This window comes from Sphaerospermopsis sp. LEGE 08334, assembly GCF_015207205.1.
Classification (GTDB): Bacteria; Cyanobacteriota; Cyanobacteriia; order Cyanobacteriales; family Nostocaceae; genus Sphaerospermopsis.
This window is the reverse complement of record NZ_JADEXH010000043.1, coordinates 23988-47591: the sequence shown is the minus strand read 5'-3', so window position 1 is coordinate 47591 and position 23604 is coordinate 23988. Positions and strand designations below refer to the sequence as shown.

General features: G+C 38.0%; 17 protein-coding genes, 1 pseudogene and 1 CRISPR repeat array. Of the genes and pseudogenes, 11 read left to right on the top strand and 7 right to left on the bottom strand.

All coding sequences use genetic code 11. The annotated features are described in order from the left end of the window. Positions 1–128: 128 nt before the first annotated feature. A pseudogene (locus IQ237_RS20720) lies at positions 129–677 on the top strand (ISAs1 family transposase); the annotation flags it as partial. Positions 678–969: 292 nt separating this feature from the next. Next, positions 970–2349, top strand: a complete 1380-nt coding sequence (locus tag IQ237_RS20715) for a 1-acyl-sn-glycerol-3-phosphate acyltransferase (protein ID WP_194058611.1) — start codon at positions 970–972, stop codon at positions 2347–2349. 338 nt (positions 2350–2687) lie between these two features. Here IQ237_RS20715 and IQ237_RS20710 read toward each other — a convergent pair whose 3' ends face one another. Continuing rightward, positions 2688–4265, bottom strand: a complete 1578-nt coding sequence (locus tag IQ237_RS20710; protein WP_309225795.1) for a gamma-glutamyltransferase — start codon at positions 4263–4265, stop codon at positions 2688–2690. A 288-nt stretch (positions 4266–4553) separates the two neighbouring features. Between IQ237_RS20710 and IQ237_RS20705 the strand changes: the two genes are divergently transcribed. Next, on the top strand, positions 4554–5351 hold the full coding sequence (locus IQ237_RS20705) for a Uma2 family endonuclease (RefSeq protein ID WP_194058609.1): 798 nt from the start codon (positions 4554–4556) through the stop codon (positions 5349–5351). Between the two features lie 328 nt (positions 5352–5679). Here IQ237_RS20705 and IQ237_RS20700 read toward each other — a convergent pair whose 3' ends face one another. Beyond that, positions 5680–6624 (bottom strand): RsmB/NOP family class I SAM-dependent RNA methyltransferase, encoded by a 945-nt coding sequence (locus tag IQ237_RS20700; protein WP_194058608.1) that lies wholly within the window; start codon positions 6622–6624, stop codon positions 5680–5682. Positions 6625–6837: 213 nt separating this feature from the next. Between IQ237_RS20700 and IQ237_RS20695 the strand changes: the two genes are divergently transcribed. From IQ237_RS20695 to IQ237_RS20685, 3 genes are all read left to right on the top strand, one after another. Then, positions 6838–8265: a DUF2157 domain-containing protein gene (locus IQ237_RS20695; protein ID WP_194058606.1), complete on the top strand. Its 1428-nt coding sequence runs from the start codon at positions 6838–6840 to the stop codon at positions 8263–8265. 204 nt (positions 8266–8469) lie between these two features. Further along, positions 8470–8667 carry a hypothetical protein gene (locus tag IQ237_RS20690; protein ID WP_194058619.1) on the top strand — a complete coding sequence of 66 codons (198 nt, stop codon included), beginning with the start codon at positions 8470–8472 and terminating at the stop codon, positions 8665–8667. Further along, positions 8639–9421: a GDYXXLXY domain-containing protein gene (locus IQ237_RS20685; RefSeq protein ID WP_194058604.1), complete on the top strand. Its 783-nt coding sequence runs from the start codon at positions 8639–8641 to the stop codon at positions 9419–9421. The genes IQ237_RS20690 and IQ237_RS20685 overlap by 29 nt, the downstream gene beginning before the upstream one ends. A gap of 90 nt (positions 9422–9511) precedes the next feature. Here IQ237_RS20685 and IQ237_RS20680 read toward each other — a convergent pair whose 3' ends face one another. From IQ237_RS20680 to fni, 3 genes are all read right to left on the bottom strand, one after another. After that, positions 9512–9751, bottom strand: a complete 240-nt coding sequence (locus IQ237_RS20680; protein ID WP_194058602.1) for a hypothetical protein — start codon at positions 9749–9751, stop codon at positions 9512–9514. 172 nt (positions 9752–9923) lie between these two features. Continuing rightward, the gene (gene sppA / locus IQ237_RS20675; RefSeq protein ID WP_194058600.1) at positions 9924–11756 is read right to left on the bottom strand and encodes a signal peptide peptidase SppA; all 1833 of its coding nucleotides are present in this window, start codon (positions 11754–11756) and stop codon (positions 9924–9926) included. Positions 11757–11840: 84 nt separating this feature from the next. Beyond that, positions 11841–12890, bottom strand: coding sequence for a type 2 isopentenyl-diphosphate Delta-isomerase (fni, locus tag IQ237_RS20670; protein ID WP_194058598.1), 1050 nt, complete (start codon positions 12888–12890; stop codon positions 11841–11843). A gap of 441 nt (positions 12891–13331) precedes the next feature. Between fni and IQ237_RS20665 the strand changes: the two genes are divergently transcribed. The 4 genes from IQ237_RS20665 to IQ237_RS20650 all read left to right on the top strand — a co-directional run bounded on the left by IQ237_RS20665 (position 13332) and on the right by IQ237_RS20650 (position 18275). Then, entirely contained in the window at positions 13332–13598 is a 267-nt protein-coding gene (locus IQ237_RS20665; RefSeq protein ID WP_199291226.1) for a hypothetical protein, read from the top strand. Next, complete coding sequence (locus IQ237_RS20660; protein ID WP_096568684.1) at positions 13591–14016, top strand: type II toxin-antitoxin system VapC family toxin; 426 nt, start codon at positions 13591–13593, stop codon at positions 14014–14016. Before IQ237_RS20665 ends, IQ237_RS20660 begins: the two co-directional genes overlap by 8 nt. A 334-nt stretch (positions 14017–14350) precedes the next feature. Further along, a complete protein-coding gene (locus IQ237_RS20655; protein ID WP_194058596.1) occupies positions 14351–15871 on the top strand; it encodes a YcjF family protein in 1521 nt (506 codons plus the stop codon). 625 nt (positions 15872–16496) lie between these two features. Then, the gene (locus tag IQ237_RS20650; protein ID WP_194058594.1) at positions 16497–18275 is read left to right on the top strand and encodes a serine/threonine-protein kinase; all 1779 of its coding nucleotides are present in this window, start codon (positions 16497–16499) and stop codon (positions 18273–18275) included. A gap of 177 nt (positions 18276–18452) precedes the next feature. Here IQ237_RS20650 and IQ237_RS20645 read toward each other — a convergent pair whose 3' ends face one another. Further along, positions 18453–20555: a serine/threonine-protein kinase gene (locus IQ237_RS20645; RefSeq protein ID WP_194058591.1), complete on the bottom strand. Its 2103-nt coding sequence runs from the start codon at positions 20553–20555 to the stop codon at positions 18453–18455. A gap of 299 nt (positions 20556–20854) precedes the next feature. Between IQ237_RS20645 and IQ237_RS20640 the strand changes: the two genes are divergently transcribed. Continuing rightward, complete coding sequence (locus tag IQ237_RS20640) at positions 20855–21547, top strand: rhomboid family intramembrane serine protease (RefSeq protein WP_194058589.1); 693 nt, start codon at positions 20855–20857, stop codon at positions 21545–21547. Positions 21548–21794: 247 nt separating this feature from the next. Here IQ237_RS20640 and IQ237_RS20635 read toward each other — a convergent pair whose 3' ends face one another. Then, the gene (locus IQ237_RS20635) at positions 21795–22661 is read right to left on the bottom strand and encodes an alpha/beta fold hydrolase (RefSeq protein ID WP_194058588.1); all 867 of its coding nucleotides are present in this window, start codon (positions 22659–22661) and stop codon (positions 21795–21797) included. A gap of 62 nt (positions 22662–22723) precedes the next feature. Further along, positions 22724–23436: a CRISPR direct-repeat array (repeat unit 37 nt; unit sequence GTTTCAGTCCCCTTGCGGGGATTAGGTAATTGGAAAC). Between the last annotated feature and the right edge of the window lie 168 nt (positions 23437–23604).

Sequence of the window (23604 nt, the reverse complement as noted above, 5' to 3'; positions counted from 1 at the left end):
TGGCTAATTCCCAATAGCAGGCATCTTCAGCACTGATTCTAGCGTATAATCTGAGTATCTTTGCACTTTACCTTCATTTCCTCAAAAGCAGTTGTGGTGAAGGTTAGATAGTTTTCGGAGATGTCTAATGGTTTGAAACAGCATCTTCACTCTCTTTTCAAGGTATTGATGTCAGTTATGACCACCGCATTGAAAAAGGACATCACCGTACGGAAATCCGTCAAGTTTGGTCTGTTCCTATTTCGTCTCTTGGTGAACTTTACCAACCCAAAATCTGGGCTGGACTCCAAAGTGTAGTGATGGTTGTTCGGGAGCGTCGTCTTTGGAATCAAACTACTCGTGAGGTTCAATTTTATCTCTCTTCTTTACCCAGTGATGCTCAACTTTTGGGTCGAGCCATCCGTAAACATTGGGGAATTGAGAACCAAGCTCACTGGATTCTTGATTGTACTTTTGCTGAGGATTCTTGTCGTATTCGCTCTTTCCACAGCCCCCGCAACTTTGCTCTTTTACGGCGCATTGCTCTCAATGCTCTTAATCGTGAACACACTTATAAACGTAGTCTGCGACAAAAAATGAAACGCACTGGTATGGATAACAATTACATGATTCAGGTTCTCAGTTCTTGTTTCATTGACTCTACATTAGATTCCTCACATCCCTTATGTCAAGCCTGATTGAGATGCTCTTACCCTGGATATTATCTTATTCTGGCAAATGATTTACAATATGGTGATACATCAGAATTAAGGTTGCAATTAAAGGAAGTGAGTAGGTTATTAGATAGTTATGCTAAAGCTATTTTAAACAAGTAATCCTTCTGACTCATTCTGACTCCTGACTCCTGACTCCTGACTCCTTGATCTCCTGACTCCTTGTTCGCGAAGCGTGGCGAAGCCATTCTCCTGACTCCTGGATCTCCTGACTCCTTGATCTCCTGACTCCTGACTCCTTGATCTCCTATTTTTTATGTATCAGGCACAACCACCCCTAGAATTTATTCCCCCAAATTTTAACCCGTTGTTATTAAAATTCGTGCATCTGTTTTTACCCAACTGGATACACTGGAAAACTCCCATTAGCCAAATTGAAGCAGAAAATGTAGAAGTTTTAGCCGATCTTTATCATCAATTTCAAGCTGGTAAAATTCGGTTTATGTTGGCGTTCCGTCATCCAAAAACAGACGATCCTTTTTGTTTAACTTATTTATTTTCTCAGCTTTTACCCAAAGTAGCAAAACAGCAAAATATAAATTTACAATATCCCATTCATGCCCATTTTATTTATGATCGGGGTATTCCTTTATGGGCAGGTAAACATATAGGTTGGTTAGCTGCTAATTTAGGTGCTACTCCTATTCAAAGAGGGAAAGCTGACTGGATGGGTTTGCGTTCTGCACGGGATTTATATATTAATGGTAAGTTTCCAATGGCCGCTGCTCCCGAAGGTGCTACTAATGGTTTATCAGAAATTATTAGCCCTTTAGAACCAGGTATTTCTCAAATGGGTTTTTGGTGTGTGGAAGATTTGCAAAAAGCAGGGAGAAATGAAGAAGTTTTAATTGTCCCAATTGGGTTAAAATATAGTTATATTGATGAACCTTGGGGAGCGATCGCTAATTTATTAACTGAGTTAGAAACCGCTAGTGGTTTAAATATCAACTCTGCCAATAATGCCACTTCTTTTGAGGTACTTTATATCCGACTGTTGACTTTAGCAGAACATTTATTATCTATAATGGAGAAATTTTACACCAAATTTTATCATCAAACTTTGCCAGATGAAAAAATTACTAATGGTGAAATTACCGATAGAAATAAAGCTTTAGCTTATCGGTTACAATCTGTGATGAATGTGGCGTTATTCATTGCTGAACAATATTTTGACTTACCATCTAGAGGTAATTGGAATGATAGATGTAGAAGAGTAGAACAGGCAGGATGGAATTATATATTTAGAGAAGATTTTAAAGATGTTAAATCATTATCAACCATTGAGAAAAGTTTAGGGGATAGAATCGCCGAAGAAGCCTATTTTCGGATGTGGCACATGAGATTAGTAGAAAGTTTTGTAGCAGTTTCTGGTACTTATATTCGGGAAAAACCCACAGTAGAAAGATTCGCCGAAACGACTTTACTATTATGGGATATGGTGAATAAAATTAAAGGTAATAATCCTTTAAATCGTCCAGAATTAGGTAAACAAAAAGCCGAAATTATTGTAGGTAAACCGATATCTGTTTCTGAACGTTATCCCACTTATAAAGCTAGTCGAGTGGATGCTAGACAAGCGGTGTCTGAGTTAACAAGTGATTTACAGCAGAGTTTGGAAGAGTTGGTTATCAATTGATAATTGATAATTGATAATTGATAATTGATAATTGAGGGAGCATCCCAATTTTGAAAAAATAAATGCAGCAACACCAAAAACTCTCTCCAACTCTCTTACCTTTGTGTACTTTGCGTCCTTTGCGGTTCAATCAAATAAAGCCTGGGATAATTTGCTGTTGTTAGATAAAAATAAACTTACACATTTGGGATGCTCCCATAATTGACAATTAAAAATTGACAATTACCTCTCCCGGAAATTCAGAGGATTTCAAAAGCAGAATTTTTGGCTTTTTTCCCCTTTCAAGGGTAGGTTTGAAATCTTTAATGAAACAATTGTCAATTGTCAATTGTCAATTGTCAATTACCACCCCTAGCAACCCCACCAGTACGACGGGGATCAGCCGCAGCAGATAAACCATGTTGGGGATGCCATAAAGTGGCCTGCACTCCCCCAAAATACATAGAGCGTTTAGGGAAATGATGGGTAATAAAACCTGCTATTTCTTCCGTGGGAATACCTGCTTCCATGACTATGGTAGGTTTACCATCCCTGGTTTCGACGTGCAGACGAGGATAGGCGATCGCCTCTTCTAAAGACATTCCCAAATGGACAAAATTCAGCAATACTTGAGCTATGGCTGTGGTAATACGAGAAGCACCAGGAGAACCAATAGCTAAAACGCTGCCATCAGCACATCTAGCAATAGTTGGAGACATATTAGAAGTTAAACGCACTCCTGGGGTTAAATGGTGACATCCTTGGGGATGCAGTTCTATTTCTCCCAAAGAATTATTCAACCAAAACCCAGTACCACCAACCATCACTCCCGAACCATAACCAGCGGAAGCGGTTATAGAACAAGCTAAACCGTTACTATCAACAGCGGAAATGTGAATAGTTGAAGGTGAAGATAACAGAGTTTGCGGTTTTCCCACACGGGCTAATTCTAAAAGTTTTGTAGTTTCCGCAATGCGATCGCTGCTAAAATCAAGATGATGGTTGCGGTAGTTTAAAACTGCGTTTTGCACCTCTACCATTTGTTTAACTGTGGCTAAATTCCATCCTTGCACAGAACTATCATCTAAAAGTAACAACATCGCCGCCAAACAAGCACCACCCACAGCGGGAGGAGGGTTAGTTGCAATTTGCCAGTTATCAAAATTAATGCAAATAGGCGATCGCTCTACCGCTTCATAAGCAGCAAGATCCGCCGCAGTTAACAAACCTTGATTTTCCTGAATTTCCTCAACAATACGCCTCCCTAACTCCCCAGTATAAAACGCCTGTACCCCCTCATCAGCAATCAATTTCAGGCTCTCAGCTAGTCCAGGAACATGAACAATTTCCCCTGCCTGTAGGGGAGTACCATCCTCATGATGTAGCGTCTTATAGCTGTCAGGATGCCACCCAAAAATAGCTGCATGGGTGTGAAGTAAATATTCTGCCGCACCCCCAGAAAGAGGAAAACCTTGTTGCGCCCAATTTTGTGCAGGTGCTACCACATCAGCCCAAGGTATATTTCCGTACTCTTCCCAAGCCTTGCCCAAAGCCGCAAACATTCCCGGAGTGGCAATAGTACCATAACCAAGCACCGTACTGAGTTCACCACCATAATCAAAGAAAACTTCCCGGATACCCTGGCCAAAACGCTCATTTTCCAAACCTCGTCCTGGCATCTCTGCATAACCATCAATCACCATAGGATCGGCATTTGCTGACCAGATAGTGATAAAACCACTACCACCAGCAGCCATCACCCCCAAATCAGTACACATAGAAACAACAGTAGCAGCGATCGCCGCATCAACCGCATTACCTCCTTGGTTAGCAACAGCAGCACCAGCATCCGCAGATATTTGAGAACCAGAGGCAATAATTACTTGTGACATAGTGGAAAAATCATCAACATTTACAAGGGTTTGTTGGGTTTCCACACGGTAAACCCAACCTACAAAAATCCTTAACCGAACTGATAGCTGACGGCTGAATGCTTACCTTTGTATTTTAGCCTTGAAAGTTGACGGCTAACGGCTGAATACTTACCAATTGACAGCTAAGATCATAGATAAGTAGGTGAACAGAAAAAACCGAAATATGTAACAAAAAGTAAAATATCCAAAAACCTCTTCTCTGTTTCCTGTTCCCTGTTCCCTGTTCCCTTGTCATAACGACAATTTTTAACGCCCACTTACTTAAATATCTCAATAGTCTCAGGTGATGTCATGTTAACGAATATTACAGAAAATCAGACTCCACCAGTTGAGGTTATCCCAGACTACGAACCCCCCCTACCACCAACCGATTTAATATTTGATGATGGAGTTCCCTTGGAAAGTAACCGCCACCGCATCGCCATGAATGTTTTAATTTATTCTTTACAACAAGCATGGTCAGACCGTCAAGATTATTTTGTTGGCGGGAATATGTTTATATACTACAGTAGTGAACAACTGCGAAATAAAGATTTTCGTGGTCCAGATTTTTTTGTTGTTTTGAATGTCCCCAATAAAGAAACCCGTCAAGGTTGGGTAGTTTGGGAAGAACAAGGACGCTACCCAGATGTAATTATTGAATTAATGTCTCCTTCAACTAAGAATGTAGATTTGGTTCTCAAAAAAGAACTTTATCAAAACATCTTTAGAACTAGAGATTATTTTGTTTATGATCCTTTTGATTCTAACTCCTTAAAAGGTTGGCATTTAGATAATCATTTTATTTATCAACCTTTAACAGTTAATGAAAAAGGCTGGTTATGGTGTGAAACATTAGGATTTTGGTTAGGAAATTGGCAAGGAATACTAACAAGAGAAACCGCCACTTGGTTAAGATTTTATGATCAACAAGGAAACTTAGTTCTGTTACCAGAAGAAGCTGAACGTCAACGGGCAGAACAAGCAGAACAAGCGAGAAAAGAAGCTATACCCAAATTATTGCAAATGGGTTTAACTGTTGAACAAATTGCCCAAGCTTTAGCATTATCAATTGAGGAAGTACAAAAAGTGACTAAAAAATTAACATAAACAACCAATCAAAAATCAATTACTGCTCGTTCCCAGTCTCTGACTGGGGGAGCATACCCATTTTGAAAAAAATAAAAACAGCCAGACAAAAAACTCTCTAAAACTCTCTTACCTTTGTGTCCTTTGCGTCCTTTGCGGTTCAATCATATCAAGACTTTGATGTAATTATTTCCATAGATTCTCGTTACCAGTCTCTGACTGGGAATGCTTTCAACAATTGACAATAAACAATTGAAAATTGAAAATTAATGAAACAATTATCACTTATCAATTATCAATTATCAATTATCAATTGATAGAGTATGGGAACGAGAATTATTTTGATTATTCACATTTGATGTATGATTGCTAGATTATTTAAATTGATTTGTTTAGCGTCTCCTTCATTCATATTTTTAAACAACACCGTAAACGCACCCGCACCCAAACCATCCTGCGGAAACATCCGATAACAAGGAATACTTGTTAAATGTGATTGATATTTTGATAAATGACTAACTTCCACAGCTTGAAATTGGGGAAATCTTGCTAAAAACCATTCACAAACCTGCTCATTTTCTTCTGGTGAATAAGTACAAGTCATATAAACTAAATACCCTTGAGGTGCAACAACTTGGGCTGAGTTAGCAATAATCCGTTTTTGGCGATTGGCACTTTTATTAATTGCAGTATGATGAAAACATCCCGGTGCTTTTTCACATTTAGCCAGTAAAGATTGCCCCGTACAAGGTGCATCAACTAAGACTAAATTACTAGATTCTGCAAACATTTCTGCAAAAATTCTAGAATCTCGATTTACCACACAACTAGGTTGAATTTGGCAACGTTTCAAGTTAGAAATTAACATACCTAACCGTTTACCAATGACTTCATTACTAATTAGTAAATCAGGTTGTAATGCTTTCCAAGCAAAGACACTTTTACCCCCTGGTGCAGCGCACATATCAAATACTAAAGGTACTGGTTGATTAATTGTTAACAACACAGAAGCCGCAAATACAGAAGAAAAATCTAAACAATAAAAATATCCTTGTTGATGTAAAGGATGTTGACCAGGCTTTTCACCAATTTGTAAACGGTCTACAAATTCTGGTTGCCAAGGTGTTGGTGTTTCTACTGCAAAAGGTGAAATCTCCGGCTTATCTTGACACCAAAGAATACAAGGTGCAAAAGGTTTAGGATTAACTAAAGCTTCAATAAACTTTGCTTGTTCATCTGCATCATCAAATAAACGACGGGCAACTTTAAGTAATAAATTTGAAGGTTTTTCCATATTCAAGAATTGGGTAATTTTAGCTATTTAGCACAATATTGAAACTGTTACATCAGAACAATGTAATTAAGGCATTTAGCTGCATACTGAAAACATAATGACCAACATTGAGATTGCGTTTTTAAAGCGCGTCCGGCGCTGCTTTTGGCCTTTGGCTAGAAGCTAACCGTTTTTTGACAGTTGTTAAACTAACCCATTTGCACCGGAGAGGTCATGATCTTAGATAATTTTCCGCAAAAACTGCGCCAAGAAGCACAACGTTGGCGAGATGAAGGACTTATCAGTTCTTCCCAATACCAGCAAATTGCCGACCGTTATCAATTTAATAAAATAGAAGCGGCTGCAAAAGAAAGTTCTGGTTTAATAGCCATTGCTATCGGTGGTTTACTTTTAATTTTAGGTATCATTATCTTTGTAGCAGCAAATTGGCAAACATGGTCAAGAGAAGTTAAATTTATTTTGTTGATGAGTTTGTTTTTGTCTACTGCTATCACGGGTTTTTTGACTTGGAGAGAACCAACTCTTGCTAAGGGGGAAAGTAAAAAACCACAACGCAACAAACGTCTTTTAGGAGAAGCTTTACTCATTCTCAGCGCCTTAATTTTGGGTGCAACTTTAATGCTGATGGCGCAAATATTCAATATTAGCGGTTCAGCTACCCAATTATTTTTAGCTTGGGGGTTTGGTGTTTTAGTCATGGCTTATAGTCTATCACTCAATTCTTTGGGTGTTTTGGCTATTATCCTGTTACAAATTGGTTATTGGTTGGGACTGAGAGAATTTTGGTCTGCTGGTAGTGATTTTAATTGGGCGCGTTTAGCTGTGCGACATACGCCGTTAATTTCTTGGTTGTTGTTTGTACCTTTGGCGTATATTTGTCGTTCACGGGTGATTTTTATCTTAGCAGCGATCGCTTTTACTCTTTCTCTGCAATATAATCTCAATCCTTTACCATTATTAACTTTTTCTGATGTCATTCCTTGGGTGGCTTCTTTTGCTTTAGCATTACCACCTGCTTTATTTTGGAGTTATGATGATTTGTTGTTCCCAACTGTTAATTATCGGTTATTTCAAAATATAGCCCGTAATTTGGCTTTGGGATGTTTTGCTGTGGTGTTTTATTTATTGTCTTTCCGTTGGCAATGGCAATCTTTCAGTTTTGGTAATTCACCAACTAATTTCTCTAATGTTTTTCAATCTTTGCCTATCATTGATTTAGGAATCCTTAGCGGTTTAGCCGTCTTGCAATGGTTATTTCTGTTTCGTCATCGGAATAACCCAAACCGCAGAGAAGCATTTTTTACTGTCACTGTCATTAGCATTTTTCTGGGTTTTATTGTCATTGTACCTTTTTGGCATCAAGCTATAGGTCGCATTACAGAACTAGGCATTTTTGTTTTCAATGTTCTGTTGATCACTTTAGCTTGGGGACTAATGCAAGCAGGAATTAAGTTAAGTAATAGAACTTCTTTTTGGTGTGGTATGCTATTATTTATCCTGCAAATTATTAGCCGGGTGCTAGAGTACGACACTGATTTATTATTTAGATCATTGGTGTTTGTATTGTGCGGTTCTGGTTTGATTTCTGCCGGTCTTTGGTTTGAACGTCGTTTACAGGAACGTGCTACTGTTAAGAAATAATAGCAGGTGACAGGTGACAGTGCTAAACGCCTTTGAGTGTCAAGGTTTTAGTTTTGGTTAATGTCCTAACACCCTTGTCTACGGCTATATTTGCTAAAATTAGAATTAACAAATATATTAAATCTCTGCGTTATAAATCCTATTAGTCATTGGCAACAGGGAATAGGGAATAGGGAATAGGAATATACAGCAGTTTCCGAAGATATGAGGTACACATTTCGCGGGCAAGATGCCCGCACCACAAGAGTTTTATCATTAATATCTGTACCTCATAATAACGAAAACTGCTGTAACTTACCAATTACCAATTACCAATCACCAATCAGCAATTACCAATTACCAATCAGCAATTACCAATCACCAATTACCAATTATGACAAACAATTCACCAGAACAAAATAAAACTCTAACTCCAGAAAAGGAGTTTTCTGAAAAATTAACTTTTCGTGATTACTTAATTGCTACTGAACAAAAAGCCAATCAACCGTTACCAATTTGGCGATTAGTAGCACCTTTAATGCTGCAAGTAGGGTTAATTTTAGCAGTTCCCACCCAAGCAATGTATACAGAAATGACAGGTAAAAGTGTGATTTTACAAACTTTACCTGCATATTCTAATAATGTTCTACAGGGTTCTGCTTTGTCCTTTGATTATAATATCTCCCGGACTGAAAATTTGCGAAGATTACCGGGTTGGAGAGATTGGGTAAGAGAAAATTCTCTGAGAAATGGCAGAATAAATCAAGGAAGTACATTGTATTTGATTTTGCAGGAACAACAGTCTTTTAATCGTGATTTTAACCGTGGTTTGAATCGTGATTTTAACCGTGATTTTAACCGTGATTTTAATCGTGATTTTAATCGTAATGTTCCCGCTGCTTGGCGGCCTGTGCGTGTGAGTAGTAATCTACCTATGTACTTACCTAATAACCAAGTAGCTTTAAAGGGTAATTATCAAGATGGGTTGATTAACTATGGGTTGGAAAATTATTTTGTTTCCGAAGAACAAAGACAGCAAATTAATGATGATCTCTCGCAGGTGCAACAAAACCAAGATAGACGTAGAACTCCAATAGTTGTCAGGGTAAAAGTAGATCCTCAAGGTAATGCTGTACCTACGAGTATGTGGATAGGCGATCGCAATTATCGGTTTTGACAGGTGACAGGTGACAGGTGACAGTTAATTATTTATTCTCCCCACCTCCCCATCACCCCAATCCTTAGTCCCCAGTCCCTAGTCACTGTTTTAGTCTTGATGACGTAAATTCCAAGCTGCACCAAAAGCAGCACCCGCACCAGCTAATAATCCTGTACTCATACCTTGAATTGTTTTTTCTACTGGGTTTTGGGTAGCACATTCACTGGTAATTGTATCAGCACCTAGACACATTTTACTTTCTGCCCAACTAGCAGTTCCGCCTAAAATGACACCAGATAAACTACAGGAAACAACAAGAAGTAACAAGCGTTTCGTTTTTCTATCCATAGATGGATGTGTAAAGTAGAAGAGTGAGTTAGGGTTCCCACTACTTTACACTATATTTTAGTGATTGATGATTCAATTTTGGATTTTGGATTTTGGATTTTGGATTTTGTTGACTCCAATCTAAAATCTAAAATCTAAAATCTAAAATTTTCTTCCCCAGTCCCCAGGGTTATTAATCTATCTTCAAATTAAAAGGTAAACGGGCATAAATGCCTTGGGGATCGTTCATTTTCTGTAAAATGGCAATTTCTTGTTTAAATTTCTCAAATTCAGCTAAAAGTGGGTTATTGGGCTGAATCAGATTTTTTTCAATTCCTAATTTTGCTTGTGCTGTTTGTAATTGTCTGCCAAAGAAACGTTCTTCTAAACTTCTCACTCTAGGATATTCTTGTACTTCCCAATCATTTCCTAATTTTGCGGCTTTGGCTGCATATTCAATAGCAACATTTAAACCGCCAATTTCATCAACTAAACCGATTTGTTTTGCTGTTACACCTGACCAAACTCGACCTTGGGCGATTTCTGCTACCTTTTGTTGGGGTAACTTTCGACCTTCGGCAACTTTATTAATAAACATATTATAAATACGGTTAACACTGCGTTGATAAATTGCTAATTCTTGGGGTGATTTGGGACGAGCAACTGTTTGAGTATCTGCAAATTGAGATGTTTTCACAGTATCCCAGGTGATGCCATTATTATTGGCTAATTTTTCACCGTTTAACAATATTCCAAAGACACCAATAGAACCTGTAATAGTATTCTTTTCAGCAAAAATGCGATTAGAATCAGTAGCTATCCAATAACCACCGGAAGCAGCTACATCACCCATTGAAATAATTACTGGTTTAACTTGTCGAGTTAATTTAATTTCTCGCTGTATGATTTCTGAAGCTGTGGCGCTACCACCAGGGCTGTTAATTCTTAAAACCACAGATTTCACATCTTCATCTTGACGGATTTTTCTGAAGATTTGGGCAAAGCGATCGCCTCCTATTTGTCCATCTTCTCCTTTACCATCGACTATTTCCCCTTCTGCATAAACAACTGCAATTTTATTTTCTGAGTTGCGTTCTACTCCCATTGATTTACCCGGAACTTCGGCATAATCAGTAATGTTAATTTGTCGGAAATTTTTATCATCTTCATCACTAGCAGTTAAGTTTTTCAAATCAGTAAATACTTCATCTTGGTAAGCTATTTGATCGACTAAACCGTTAGCTTTTGCGGCGGTAGATTCTAAAATAGCTTGGTTATTGGCGATCGCCTGTAATTTTTCTGGTTGAATTTTCCGACTTTTACCTACAGAATTTCGCCACTCTCCCCACACATCATCTAATAATTTCTGGGTTTGTTGTCTATTTTCTGGACTGAGTTTATCCAGGAGAAAAGGTTCTACTGCTCCTTTAAATTTCCCTACCCGTACTACTTGAACACCAATCCCGTATTTCTGCAATGCTCCTGTTAAAAACATCGGTTGTGAACTCAAACCGTTGATTTCCATCATGCCTACAGGATTGAGTACAATCTTATCAGCTACTGAACTCAGATAATATTCCCGTTCATTCCAATCTGTACTATATGCGATAATCTTTTTCCCAGATGCACGGAATTTATCTAACGCTTGACGAATTTCTTTGAGGGAAGCATAACCCAAACTACTAGCTGTACCTGACTTGGTAGCATCTATATAAATACCCACAATACGCGGATCACGTTGTGCTTTTTCCACAGTTTCGATCACTTCGCGGAGTGTTATTTGCTCCTGATCTACTCCTCTCAAGGTTCTTTGCAGTAAGTCACTGGAACTAGGTTGACTGTCAGTGATTTTCATTGACAAGTCAAACACCAACATAGATTTATCTTTAACTTGTGGACCTGTATCTTGAGAAGTAGCAGCGATAATGAGAAATAATAAGCCTAAAGTACCGACACCAGCAAAAATAGTCAGTCCTAGTAAGCTACCAATTAAACTAGCACAAGTTTGTTTAAAAAAGTTAGTCATTAGTCATTAGTTATTAGTCATTGGTTATTAGTCATTAGTCATTAGTGAAAAAACCAATGACTAAGGAAGTACAACCTGTTTACTTTATTGTATGCTGTGCAAACTGTCAGATTGCTTTAACTGATACAAAGTTCTGTTACCAGTACAGAATAACACGGTGGTGATTTCGGCAATTAATACTTCTGTCAACTCTTGCAGTGCAGTTGATGATACATCTGCTGCTTGCAGGAAAGGCATTGCTAAACCAGCGATATCTGCACCAAGAGCGATCGCTTTGGCTACATCTAACCCATGACGTAACCCCCCAGAAGCTATCAAAGGTATTTCCGGGAACTGAGCGCGAATACTGGTAATACATTCTGCTGTCGGTATCCCCCAATCTGCAAAAGTCTTTCCTAAACGTCGCTGCAATGATGTTTCGGCTCTTTCGCTTTCTACCAATGCCCAAGATGTACCACCCGCTCCTGCGACATCAATAGCCTGTATTCCTACGGATATCAGTTTTTCAGCCATCTTCCCAGAAATGCCATTACCGACTTCTTTGGCAATTACAGGAACTGGTAATTTATTGCATAAATCGGCAATTTTGTCAAACAATCCCCGAAAATTAGTATCACCTCTGGGTTGAATAAATTCTTGCAGCGGGTTAATGTGTAAAATTAAAGCATCAGCTTCTAAAATATCAATAATTCGCAAACATTCATCTAAACCACATTGATAATTAAGTTGTACAGCACCTAAATTAGCAAATAACAGCACATCTGGGGCATATTTACGAATAGCGAAAGTATCAGCAACTTGGGGTTTTTCCAAAGCTACACGCTGAGAACCTACACCCATCGCTAGTTTATATTGCTGGGCGACTTCTGCCAAACGACGGTTAATAATTCCTGCGCGTTCTGTTCCTCCAGTCATGGAAGATATTAAGATTGGTGCGTTAAGTTGTTTTCCCAAAAAAGTCGTGCTGATATCAATGTCGGTGCGATCGCATTCCGGTAAACAACAATGAATAAAACGATATTTTTCTAGTCCGGTAGTAACTTGCTGACCTTGGACATCTTCCTCAAGACAGATGCGGATATGATCCGCTTTGCGATTTTGGGTTTGTGTTGGGGTGGTGGTAGGAGGGTTCACGGGTAATGACTCCAAGCTGTTATCTTCATTATTGTTGCAAATATTAAGAATCTTCTTGAATTTTTGGGAAGCATTTTATAATTGTGTATAGGCGTTAAGATTTAAGAATTGTTGAGTTTAGACTTATTTATTTGTGTTAATACTTAGAGGGGGTTTATCCGTTGAATTTGTACGGGTTTAGCAATAGCTTGGGTTGAGATAACAAAATATGGATATATGACTATACTTTTGTTATTCAAACCCAATACCTAAAACTGCTATTCTGCTACAGTGAGAATGAGAGATTGATCGCTTTTTGGGGATGTGGGGAGTGCGTTAGCGTTCGCGTAGCGTCTCGTAGAGATAGCTTACCGAAGGTATCGCTATTTGAAAAATGTGAAAAGATGCGATCGCTTTTCTTATTTGCTAAACTGTAAATTATCACAACAGTAATAAATTTCTATGTACTCCACCAGTCCACACCAAAAACTATTAGAAGCGATTGCCAACCTTGATGATCAACAAATTTCACTTGTTTTAAAATTTATCTCATCTTTAGAAACATCTGTTAACAACTATCAAGCTCCACCTAAAACAGTATTAGAAAGAATGGGCGGTTATCCCAAATTTTTACTAGAAGGATCAGGAGATTTGTCAGATAGAGATGTACGCAAAAAAGCAATTTCTGACATAATTCAAGCAAGACATCAAACAAGAACTCATGAATAATAATTATCCCCTAATATTAATTGATACTGGGATTCTTGTTGCCTTCTATGACCGTAAAGACAAGTATCACCAAAAAGTTATTAATTTTTTTAGTACCTGTACCAGTCAACTCATCACAACAATTGCCTGTGTTACAGAAGTGATGTGGTTACTTGCCCCAAATACAAAAGTGCAGAACGAATTTTTATCTGCTTTATCACTGGAAGTATTTTTATGTGAACATTTACTGCCATCGGACTATGAAAGAATCCAGGAACTTAACACAAGTTATCAGGATCTACCAGGAGATTTTACCGATTTATCGCTGATTGCTATTTCGGAAAGATTAAATATCTCTGCTATTGCAACTCTAGACAAAGACTTTAATATTTATCGGCGTTATCGCAAGCAACCATTTGATCGTATATTTTTACCTTAATCATAACTATTCTTCTTCAGCTAAAATCTGTGAAATATCCCGTGCAGCATGAATTAATCGAACAATTTAAATATACTCATCCCTTTCTAAATAAAAAATTAGATGCTTTTCAAATCCTCTAACTCCCCACTTCCGCGAACCAACTAAACGCGGATTCTTAACATTATATTACCAATCTTCTGCACTATTCGCTGTTGACTGAATTTAAGGGAACATTGGATATGCACTGCATCTGAGTTTAGCAAAATTTGTCTTTTTGTACTGTACGTAGTTGATGACGACGATTAAGATCAGAAGCATCTGCCTACTTAATATCCTCTCATTTTTGTGATTCATGCATCTGTCTCGCCTAGTCACGCTCATTGTTGGTTTGATTATCATTTTGGGGTTAGCCCTGTGGCTGATTGATTCCCTGACTCGGCTTTATTGGCAACTATCCTATTCTCCCCTATTAGGTAATCTGCTGCTGTTGCTGCTGATTGTTCTTTTGGCAGGGTTGGTTGCAGCCTTTATATATTATGTTTTGGTTTTGCGGTCTGGTGAGGAAAAATCACGACGTAATCGCAGACGCGTTACCCCTAGCCAAATTCCTGCGGCTAAGTCTGATGCGGCTTCTAGCACTCTGCAAGCTGTACGTCAACAGGTGGCACAAATTCAAGATGAAGTTACTCGTCAAGCTTTACTGAGTCGCACCAAGGAAATAGAAGCGAATTTAGCACGGGGGGAAATTCAAGTAGTGGTGTTTGGAACAGGGAGTGCTGGCAAAACTTCCTTAGTAAATGCGATTATGGGGCGGATAGTCGGGCAGGTAAATGCGCCAATGGGTACAACCCAGGTGGGTGAAACCTATTGTTTACGCTTAAAGGGATTAGAGCGAAAAATTTTAATTACGGATACGCCAGGAATTTTAGAAGCGGGAGTTGCCGGAACAGAACGAGAACAACTGGCCAGGGCTTTGGCGACGGAAGCAGATTTATTATTATTTGTGGTAGATAATGATTTACGGCGTTCGGAATATGAGCCGTTGAAGGGTTTAGCAGAAATTGGTAAGCGATCGCTCTTGGTTCTCAATAAAACTGATTTATATACAGATGAAGATCAAGAAGCCATTTTAACTAAGTTGCGTCAACGGGTAAAAGATTATATTGCTAGTAATGATGTGGTGGCGATCGCTGCTAACCCCCAACCCGCACAATTAGCAACCGGGGAAATTTTCCAACCAGAACCAGATATAGTCTGCTTATTGCGACGCATGGCTTCTGTACTACGGGCTGAAGGTGAAGATTTAGTTGCAGATAATATTCTCTTACAATCTCTCCGCTTAGGAGAAGAAGCGCGAAAATTAATTGATTCTCAGCGTCGCCGTCAAGCTGATAAAATTGTAGATCGCTATCAATGGATTGGCGCTGGTGTGGTTTCTGTAACTCCTTTACCAGTGGTAGACTTACTAGCTACCGCCGCAGTTAACGCCCAAATGGTGGTAGAAATTGGCAGGGTTTACGGTTGTGATTTGAATATGGAACGGGGGCGAGAATTAGCTCTATCTTTAGGAAAAACCATTGCTGGTTTAGGCATTGTTAAAGGAGCTATTGAATTACTATCAACGGCTTTACAACTTCATGTTGCTACTTTTATCATTGGTCGCGCTATTCAAGGAGTAACAGCCGCTTATTTAACACGCATTGCCGGCAAAAGCTTTATTGAGTATTTTCGCCATGATCAAGATTGGGGTGATGGGGGAATGACAGAAGTAGTACAGCAGCAATTTCAGATGAATCGCCGAGACGAGTTTATAAAAGTATTTATCCAAGAGGCGATCGCTAAAGTCGTAAAACCTTTGACAGACGGTGAATAAAAGCTAGAACCTGGGGCAGATGGCAAGATGGAGAGGTAGGGGAGAAAATAGCCGGCAACTAATAGCTAAGAAATCAAGACTCATAAATCAGGACTCATAAATCAAGACTCATGACTCAATTCCAAAATTGATGGAAATGGTGATGTATCTAATTAGGGGTTGCTGAAAAAGTCCTGCGTCCACATATCACGTCCACATATCAATAGCGATCGCTCAAGTAAATTACCAGTTTTTGATTTCTGCACCAAACTGATTTCAATTCCTCCCGTCTTTACTCTAAGACCTAAAACCCATCAGACCGCTGAAAAATGTCAAAAAAGTAAATAAATAGACATATATGCAAGTAATATGACTTATTCCAGGTGTTAATAAAACATCTGGATTTGTATGTATTTTATTTGACCGATATTTTGATTAATTGTGAGATAGAAAAACCCAGTAAAAAGTTGATATTGGGTTATTTTTGGCTATATACCGACATTTATAGAGATTCAAGAGCAGTCTTGATTTAAAGTCCCCTTTATTTAAAGCTACAAAAAATCATTTCTCCCTATTCCGGAGAGAGGAAGAAATTTCAGAAAAGGTGAGTAACAACTGATCTAATAGATTTCTCAGTAAGGAACTTATGACTGAACAAATCACCAGAAAATTATTGCAAGGTCGCTACCAAATTATTCAAAGCCTTAGTGCAGGTGTATTTGGGCAAACTTATATTGCCGAAGATACCAGAGATGTTGATTACCCAGAAAAACCCAGATACGTTGTTAAACAGCTAAAAGTCAACCACTATCAATCTAATTCTTACTTTGACTACCTCAGACTAAGTTTTCTGACCGAAACCGAAACCCTGAAGCATTTAGGAGAACATGACCAAATTCCTAAACTGATCACCTGCTTTGAAGAAAATGAACAGTTTTATTTAGTACAGGAATATATTTACGGACAACCCTTATCCGTAGAATTAAAGATAAATAAAAACAAGGGAAAAAAGTGGAGTACCACTCAAGCGATGACATTTCTCGAAGATGCATTAAATATCCTCGAATTTGTCCATTCTCAAGGTTTTATTCACTGTGATATCAAACCAGAAAATTTAATCAGACGTTCTAGTGATGATAAATTAGTGCTAATAGATTTTGGTTCAATTCAACCCATTGATTTTAGCACTGATGCCGAATTACCTATTTCCCAGATTCCCGTGACTTCATTGGGTTACATCCCACCAGAACAATTTTTAGGACAAACACAACCCAATAGTGACATTTATGCTTTGGGAATGATTGTACTCCAAGGTTTAACAGGATTAACACCTTTGCAATTAAAAATTGATCCTGCTAATAATGAAATTCCTTGGACTTGTGAAGATACGATCATTGACGAATATCTGGCTGTTTTTATCAGCCAAATGATTCGCTATAATTATCAGGAAAGATTTCAATCTGCCAGCGAAGCACTATGGGTATTTAAACACATAACATGGAAGCATCGAGCATCTGCAATTGCGACTTCAAAGTTTCCCATTACTACCAAAAAAGCTGTTGCAGATAAAAATAAAAAATTAGATCCATTATTAGCAGGAATGAAATGGGGAATCACCATTAATTCTTTGGTAGTTGGTTTGGGAGTTTATGCTTTAGCTACTAGTTCTCAAGCTAATTCAGAAACAGCAATTTTATCTGAAGCAATCACAGAATATCAAACTGGTAATTTAGAAAAAGCAATTAGTTTAGCCAAAACAATTCCCTCCTATAGCAACGTCTATCCAGAAGCTCAAGAGACAATTGCAGAATGGCAACAGCAATGGCACAATGATACTAAAAATTATTTAGTAGCTGAACAAGCATTAGAGGAAGGTAATTTGTTAGATGCCATGCACGCTGTTACGCAAATTCCCTACACTTCTCATTGGCGTTCTAAACGAGAACAACTAATTGAAAAAACAGAAACTAACCTAGAAGCAAAAACACAAACTTTATTAAATAAAGCTTACGCCAGCGCAGAAAAGAAAGATTTTTCGGATGCTTTAGAATATCTGCGCCAAATTCCTCCAGAAAGTTCTGCGGGTGCTATAGTGCAACAAAAATTAGCTGAATACAATCAGAAAAGGCAAATGAGAGCCGAATATTTTTTACATTCAGCTTATAGTAAAGCTTTAAGGAAAGACTTTGCCGGTGCAATCAAATTCCTGGAAAAAATTCCTGAAGATACTGATGCTTATGCTCAAGCTCAAATCAAAATCCAGGAGTATAAGGAAAAGCAACAGATTAAAGAGAAATTGCAAGAAGTAGTCAGTAGTAAAAAAGTTTCTTTTGTTAATCAAATCTCTAGATGGAATCAGATTGAATCAGATATTAAAACCACATCTTTCTCTTCACCAGATTACCCGCAGGAAGTCAATATCTGACATGAATTATAGTGATCCGATTTGATTCATGAATTGTTCGTGGAGGCAGGGAACAGGGAACAGGAAATAAGGCTTTCAGTATGTACTGAGTTCTGTTCAAAAATCAAATAGGAGTCCTATAGTTTAGTATTTTAATCAATTTACACTATTTAATTTTCAGGTGTTGAGGGGTTTTCATCAATTAGACATTGGCAAAGTTGGTACAACAATTGGGAGAGATTTGTCGGGTTGGATTTGATTTTCCGCCTGTTTGCGGGCTTCTATTGCTTGTTGGTAATCTGGCTTATATTTAATAGCTTGATCATAAGATTCTATGGCTTCTTGATATCTTTGTAAATTTAATAAAGCATTTCCCATACTATACCAACTTTGATAGTGGTTTTTTTTGTAACTAACTGCTTTATTATAGGATGCAAAAGCATCTTCATATCTCTGTAAATTAAATTGTGAATTACCTAAGTTATACCATGCTTGATAGTCATTTCCTTTTAAAGAAATGGCTTTTTTATAAGCATCTATCGCTTCTGCATAACGTTGACTTTGATGTAGTGACCATCCCAAAGTATACCAAGCTTGATAGTTACTAGAATTATATTTAATGACTTCCTTAAATGAGTCAATTGCTTCAGCATATCTTCTTAATGTCACTAAAATATTACCTCTTGAAAACCAAGATTGATAATGACTGGGTTGATATTGCACCACTTGACTATAGGCTTTTAAAGCATCTTCATGGCGGTTTAAATTTATTAGGGAATTACCCAAATTATATAAAGCTGCTGTATAGTCTGGTTTTAGTTCTACTGCTTGTGTATAAGCTGTAATTGCATCATCATATTGTTTGGTATTTTGTAAAGACAAACCTTTTTTATACCAAGATTCATAATTATCTGGTTGTAATTCAATTGCTTGATCATAAGACTTAATAGCATTATCATATTGTTTTAAATTTCTGAAAGCATCACCTTTAGCATTCCACACTGCTGGATAATCATCTTTTTGATTTAAAGCTTTATCAAAAGCAGAAATTGCTTCTGTATATCGCTGTAAACTTGATAAGGCAAAACCTCTACCAATCCAAGCTTCTAAATAATCAGGTTGAATTTGAATTGCTTTGTCATAAGCTGTGATTGCTTCTTGATATTTTTTCAATTCAAATAATGCTTTACCTTGACCATACCATCCTGGAAAATAATCAGGTTTGATATTCACTGCTTTTTCATAATTTGCCAGTGCATCTTCATATCTTTGGAGTTGTAAAAGTGTGTTTCCTTGGTTATATAAATCAACTGCGTTATGAGTATTGATTTTATTAAAGATATATATTGAGGCAATTCCTCCTAAACTTAATAAAAATATGCCTGATACTAATTTGAACAATAGAGATTTTTTAGATGGTTGAGGTTTGATATGATTAACTGGCGCTGGAGGACTAAAAACTATTGTTCCAGAGGGAGGTTTAACTAATTCTTGCAGTGCTTGTAATGCTACAGTGGCTGAAGCATAACGTTGACGAAAATCATAACAAATCATTTTATCTATAAATTCTGCAAATTCTGGGGTGACTGTGGTATGATTACGCCAAAGAATTTCATTAGTATCCCCATCTTTTTCTAATTGCTGAGGTAATAAACCAGTAATTGCTTGAATGGCAATAATTCCCAAAGCATATATATCACTGCTGAATTTTGGTGTTCCTTGGGCTTGTTCTCCAGGCATATAACCAGGTGTGCCAATAGCAATAGTAGCTGGAGTTTGACCAGCAGGTGTAATGACTTGGGTGGTAATTTCTTTAACTGCCCCAAAATCAATTAAAATTAGTTTGCCATCTTGATCACGTCTGAGGATATTGCGGGGGTTAACATCACGGTGAATTACTTTTTGTTGATGTACAAAGTCTAAAATTTCTAAAATTTCTTGTAATAGAGAAATTACCTGATCTTGCGTGAGGGTTTTTCCTGGTAATAACTCTTGGGAGAGATCATGACTGGGAATAAATTCTTGAACAAGGTAAAATTCGGCATTTTCTTCAAAGTATGCTAAAAGTTGGGGAATACGATCATGAGTACCTAATTTGTACAAAACCTGTGCTTCGGTATCAAATAACCGTCTAGCTATTTCTAAAGTTGCGGCGTTACTAGACTGAGGCTTGAGTTTTTTGACAACACACTGGGGTGAACCAGGTAAGTGAGTATCAGAAGCAACATAAGTTTCTCCAAATCCCCCTCCTCCCAAGTGGCGGATAATCTGGTATCTTCCTACAAGTGTGTTTCCTATCATCTCGGTTGCTAAGTTGAGTGTAATATTACTTCATTACAATCTTGCCACAGGTAACTGGTGATTGGTGACAGGTGATGGGTGATTGGTGATTGGTGATGGGTGATTGGTGATGGGTGACTGGTGACTGGTGACTGGGTAAGCTGATGTGCAGCTAAACTATATAATTAAAAAACCTGAAGTTACAGTAGCACAAGCATCTTGCTTGTATTAATTATTCAAGTTAAAGGCATAACAGCTTAATCAATTTTATTTTTACCAATTACCAATTACCAATTACCAATTACCCATTACCATTGATCATGATTCCTATTAGTGATAACTTTTATAGTTGGAAGAAACCAATTATTACTTATTGGTTGATTGGCATTAATTTGGTTATCTTCTGTTGGGAATTACAACTAGATATAAGTGGGAAATTAGGTAACTTTGTCAGCAATTGGGGGATTATTCCTGAACAAACTAACACGGCTTTAACTAATGCTATTTTTTATAATTCGGCGGCTTGGATAGTTGTAATTTGGCGGTTATTCACTTTACCACTTTCGTTGTTTGTGCATGGTAGTTTTAGTCAAATTTTGGGTAATATTTTATTTCTGTGGGTTTTTGGAAAGACGATAGAAAGAAATTTAGGACAACAAAGATATTTATTGCTGTATTTAGCTGCTGGTGTGTTTGCGGGAATGATGCAGATTTTTATGAATCCTAAGTTAAGTGTACCTGTGATTGGGGCAAATGGGGCGATCGCTGCTATTTTAGGTGCTTATATTATGAAGTTTCCGAAAGTGAAAATAGATTCGGTTTTACCTTTAATTATTATTTTTATTCCTGTGGAAATTCCTGCTTTTTGGTATTTATTTTGGTGGTTTATTCAACAGTCATTTTATGGAATTGGTAGTTTAAATATTTCCGATGGTTTTACTAATCCTGGTTATTGGGGACAGTTTGCCGGATTGGTTACAGGTGCGGCTTTTATCAAAATGATAAAAAGGTAATTGGTGATTGGTGATTGGTGATTGGTAATTGGTGATTGGTAATTGGTGATTGGTAATTGGTGATTGGTGATTGGGGGTTGCTGAATAAATACGAAAACCTTACAGGTAAAGGATTTCAGGGAATTTGAAATTGAAAAAGTGCAAGCCTTTAGGCTGTGAGAACTTAAAAACCTTGCATTTAATTTGTATAAGTGGAACAGGCATCTTGCCTGTTCTACAAGAGTTCAGAATATTAGGATTATACAATTTAGCTGTGTAACAGCTTAGTGAGAAAATTAATAATTTCATCTAAGAGTAATTGCGGTTCATCAACACGAATTAAATGACCGCTATTTTCAAATATTTTCAAATGAGCGTTAGGAATAGCTTGGGCAATTTCTTCCGAAAATTCTGGGGGACAGATCCAGTCATGTCGTCCGGCAATTACAAGTGTTGGTGAGGTAATTTTATGTAATTCGTTGAGGATATTATAGTTTCTTAAAAAGCCACTAAAAGCAATGTTAATGGCATCAACTGAGAGGATAGTTTGCTCGGAGTCTGGGGAATTTGTTTTGCGGTTATTGCTTTGGCAATACATTGGACTCATGATTTGAAAAAATTGCCGTAGCTGTTCTTCATTTTCAAAATTACCTGCCCAAAGTTTAGAGGCGATCGCTTTTTGTTCTGGGTTTCCTCTTTGTGCTAAAATTTCTTGAGCGCGTTGTAAAAAACGGGAACTGGCGGTTGTGGCAATTACTATTAAATGAGAAATATTTTGCGGATATTTGATAGCATAGGAAAGGGCAACCATACCTCCATAGGAAGAACCGATTAAAATGATTTTTTCTAACCCTAAATATTGGCGTAATGCTTCCATGTCCTCAACGTTATTTTCTAGGGTATAGGTTTCTTTTGATCCACGTGCTGACCTTCCCTGACCCCGATGATCAAAATAGACCATTTGTAGGTGATGACTCAGGGGAGAAAAACAAGGTTTATAACTTGTGTGGTCTACTCCCGGTCCACCATGAATGATGAAAGCAACTGGTTTTTCACGTAGTCCCTGTTCTTCAACTGCTAAACTACAACCGTCTATATCAAAATAGATTTCTGTATCTCTGATTTTTGCTTTCATTGTTAATTTACTCCTCAAAATAAACTTTTAGTTGGCAATTTTGCTAACGCTGGTGGTGGTAAGTTTCAGTCCCCTTGCGGGGATTAGGTAATTGGAAACTCCCTGTAAAGCAGCAACCGCGAAAAATTCGCGTTTAGTTGTTTCAGTCCCCTTGCGGGGATTAGGTAATTGGAAACAAGGCAGTGCAATGAATAGCACGTACACCGCAGCCGTGAAGTTTCAGTCCCCTTGCGGGGATTAGGTAATTGGAAACTTTTACCATTAGTCACTTGTTCCCTATGACTTTTCCTTGTTTCAGTCCCCTTGCGGGGATTAGGTAATTGGAAACCGGGTGTACCGTCATCTTTCCAAACATCTACCAATAAGTTTCAGTCCCCTTGCGGGGATTAGGTAATTGGAAACGAAATTAGGGGTAGATATCCTACCTTTACTGTTTTTCAAGTTTCAGTCCCCTTGCGGGGATTAGGTAATTGGAAACTTTATTAAAATAGCTGTTAGATAACATCCTATTAATAGGAGTTTCAGTCCCCTTGCGGGGATTAGGTAATTGGAAACTCACTTCCCTGCCCCCACTCGAAGAAAATGGAATTTAGTGTTTCAGTCCCCTTGCGGGGATTAGGTAATTGGAAACGACAGGATATTGAGTTTACTGATTTTCCATTATCTGGTTTCAGTCCCCTTGCGGGGATTAGGTAATTGGAAACAGAACTAAAAAAATATAGCGATCGCTGTTATACAGTTTCAGTCCCCTTGCGGGGATTAGGTAATTGGAAACCCCGCCCTCTGAAACATAGTCTGGGAGCAGACTGTGGGGGGGAATTTGGCGGACCTCTAAAAAAACCTCATTTCAGGCTTCGGGTTAACCGCCAACTGAAACTGATGAAACGCTAGAACTATTCAATTATCAAGGTTCTGGCGATTTGGCGGACCCCCCAGGGTTTTT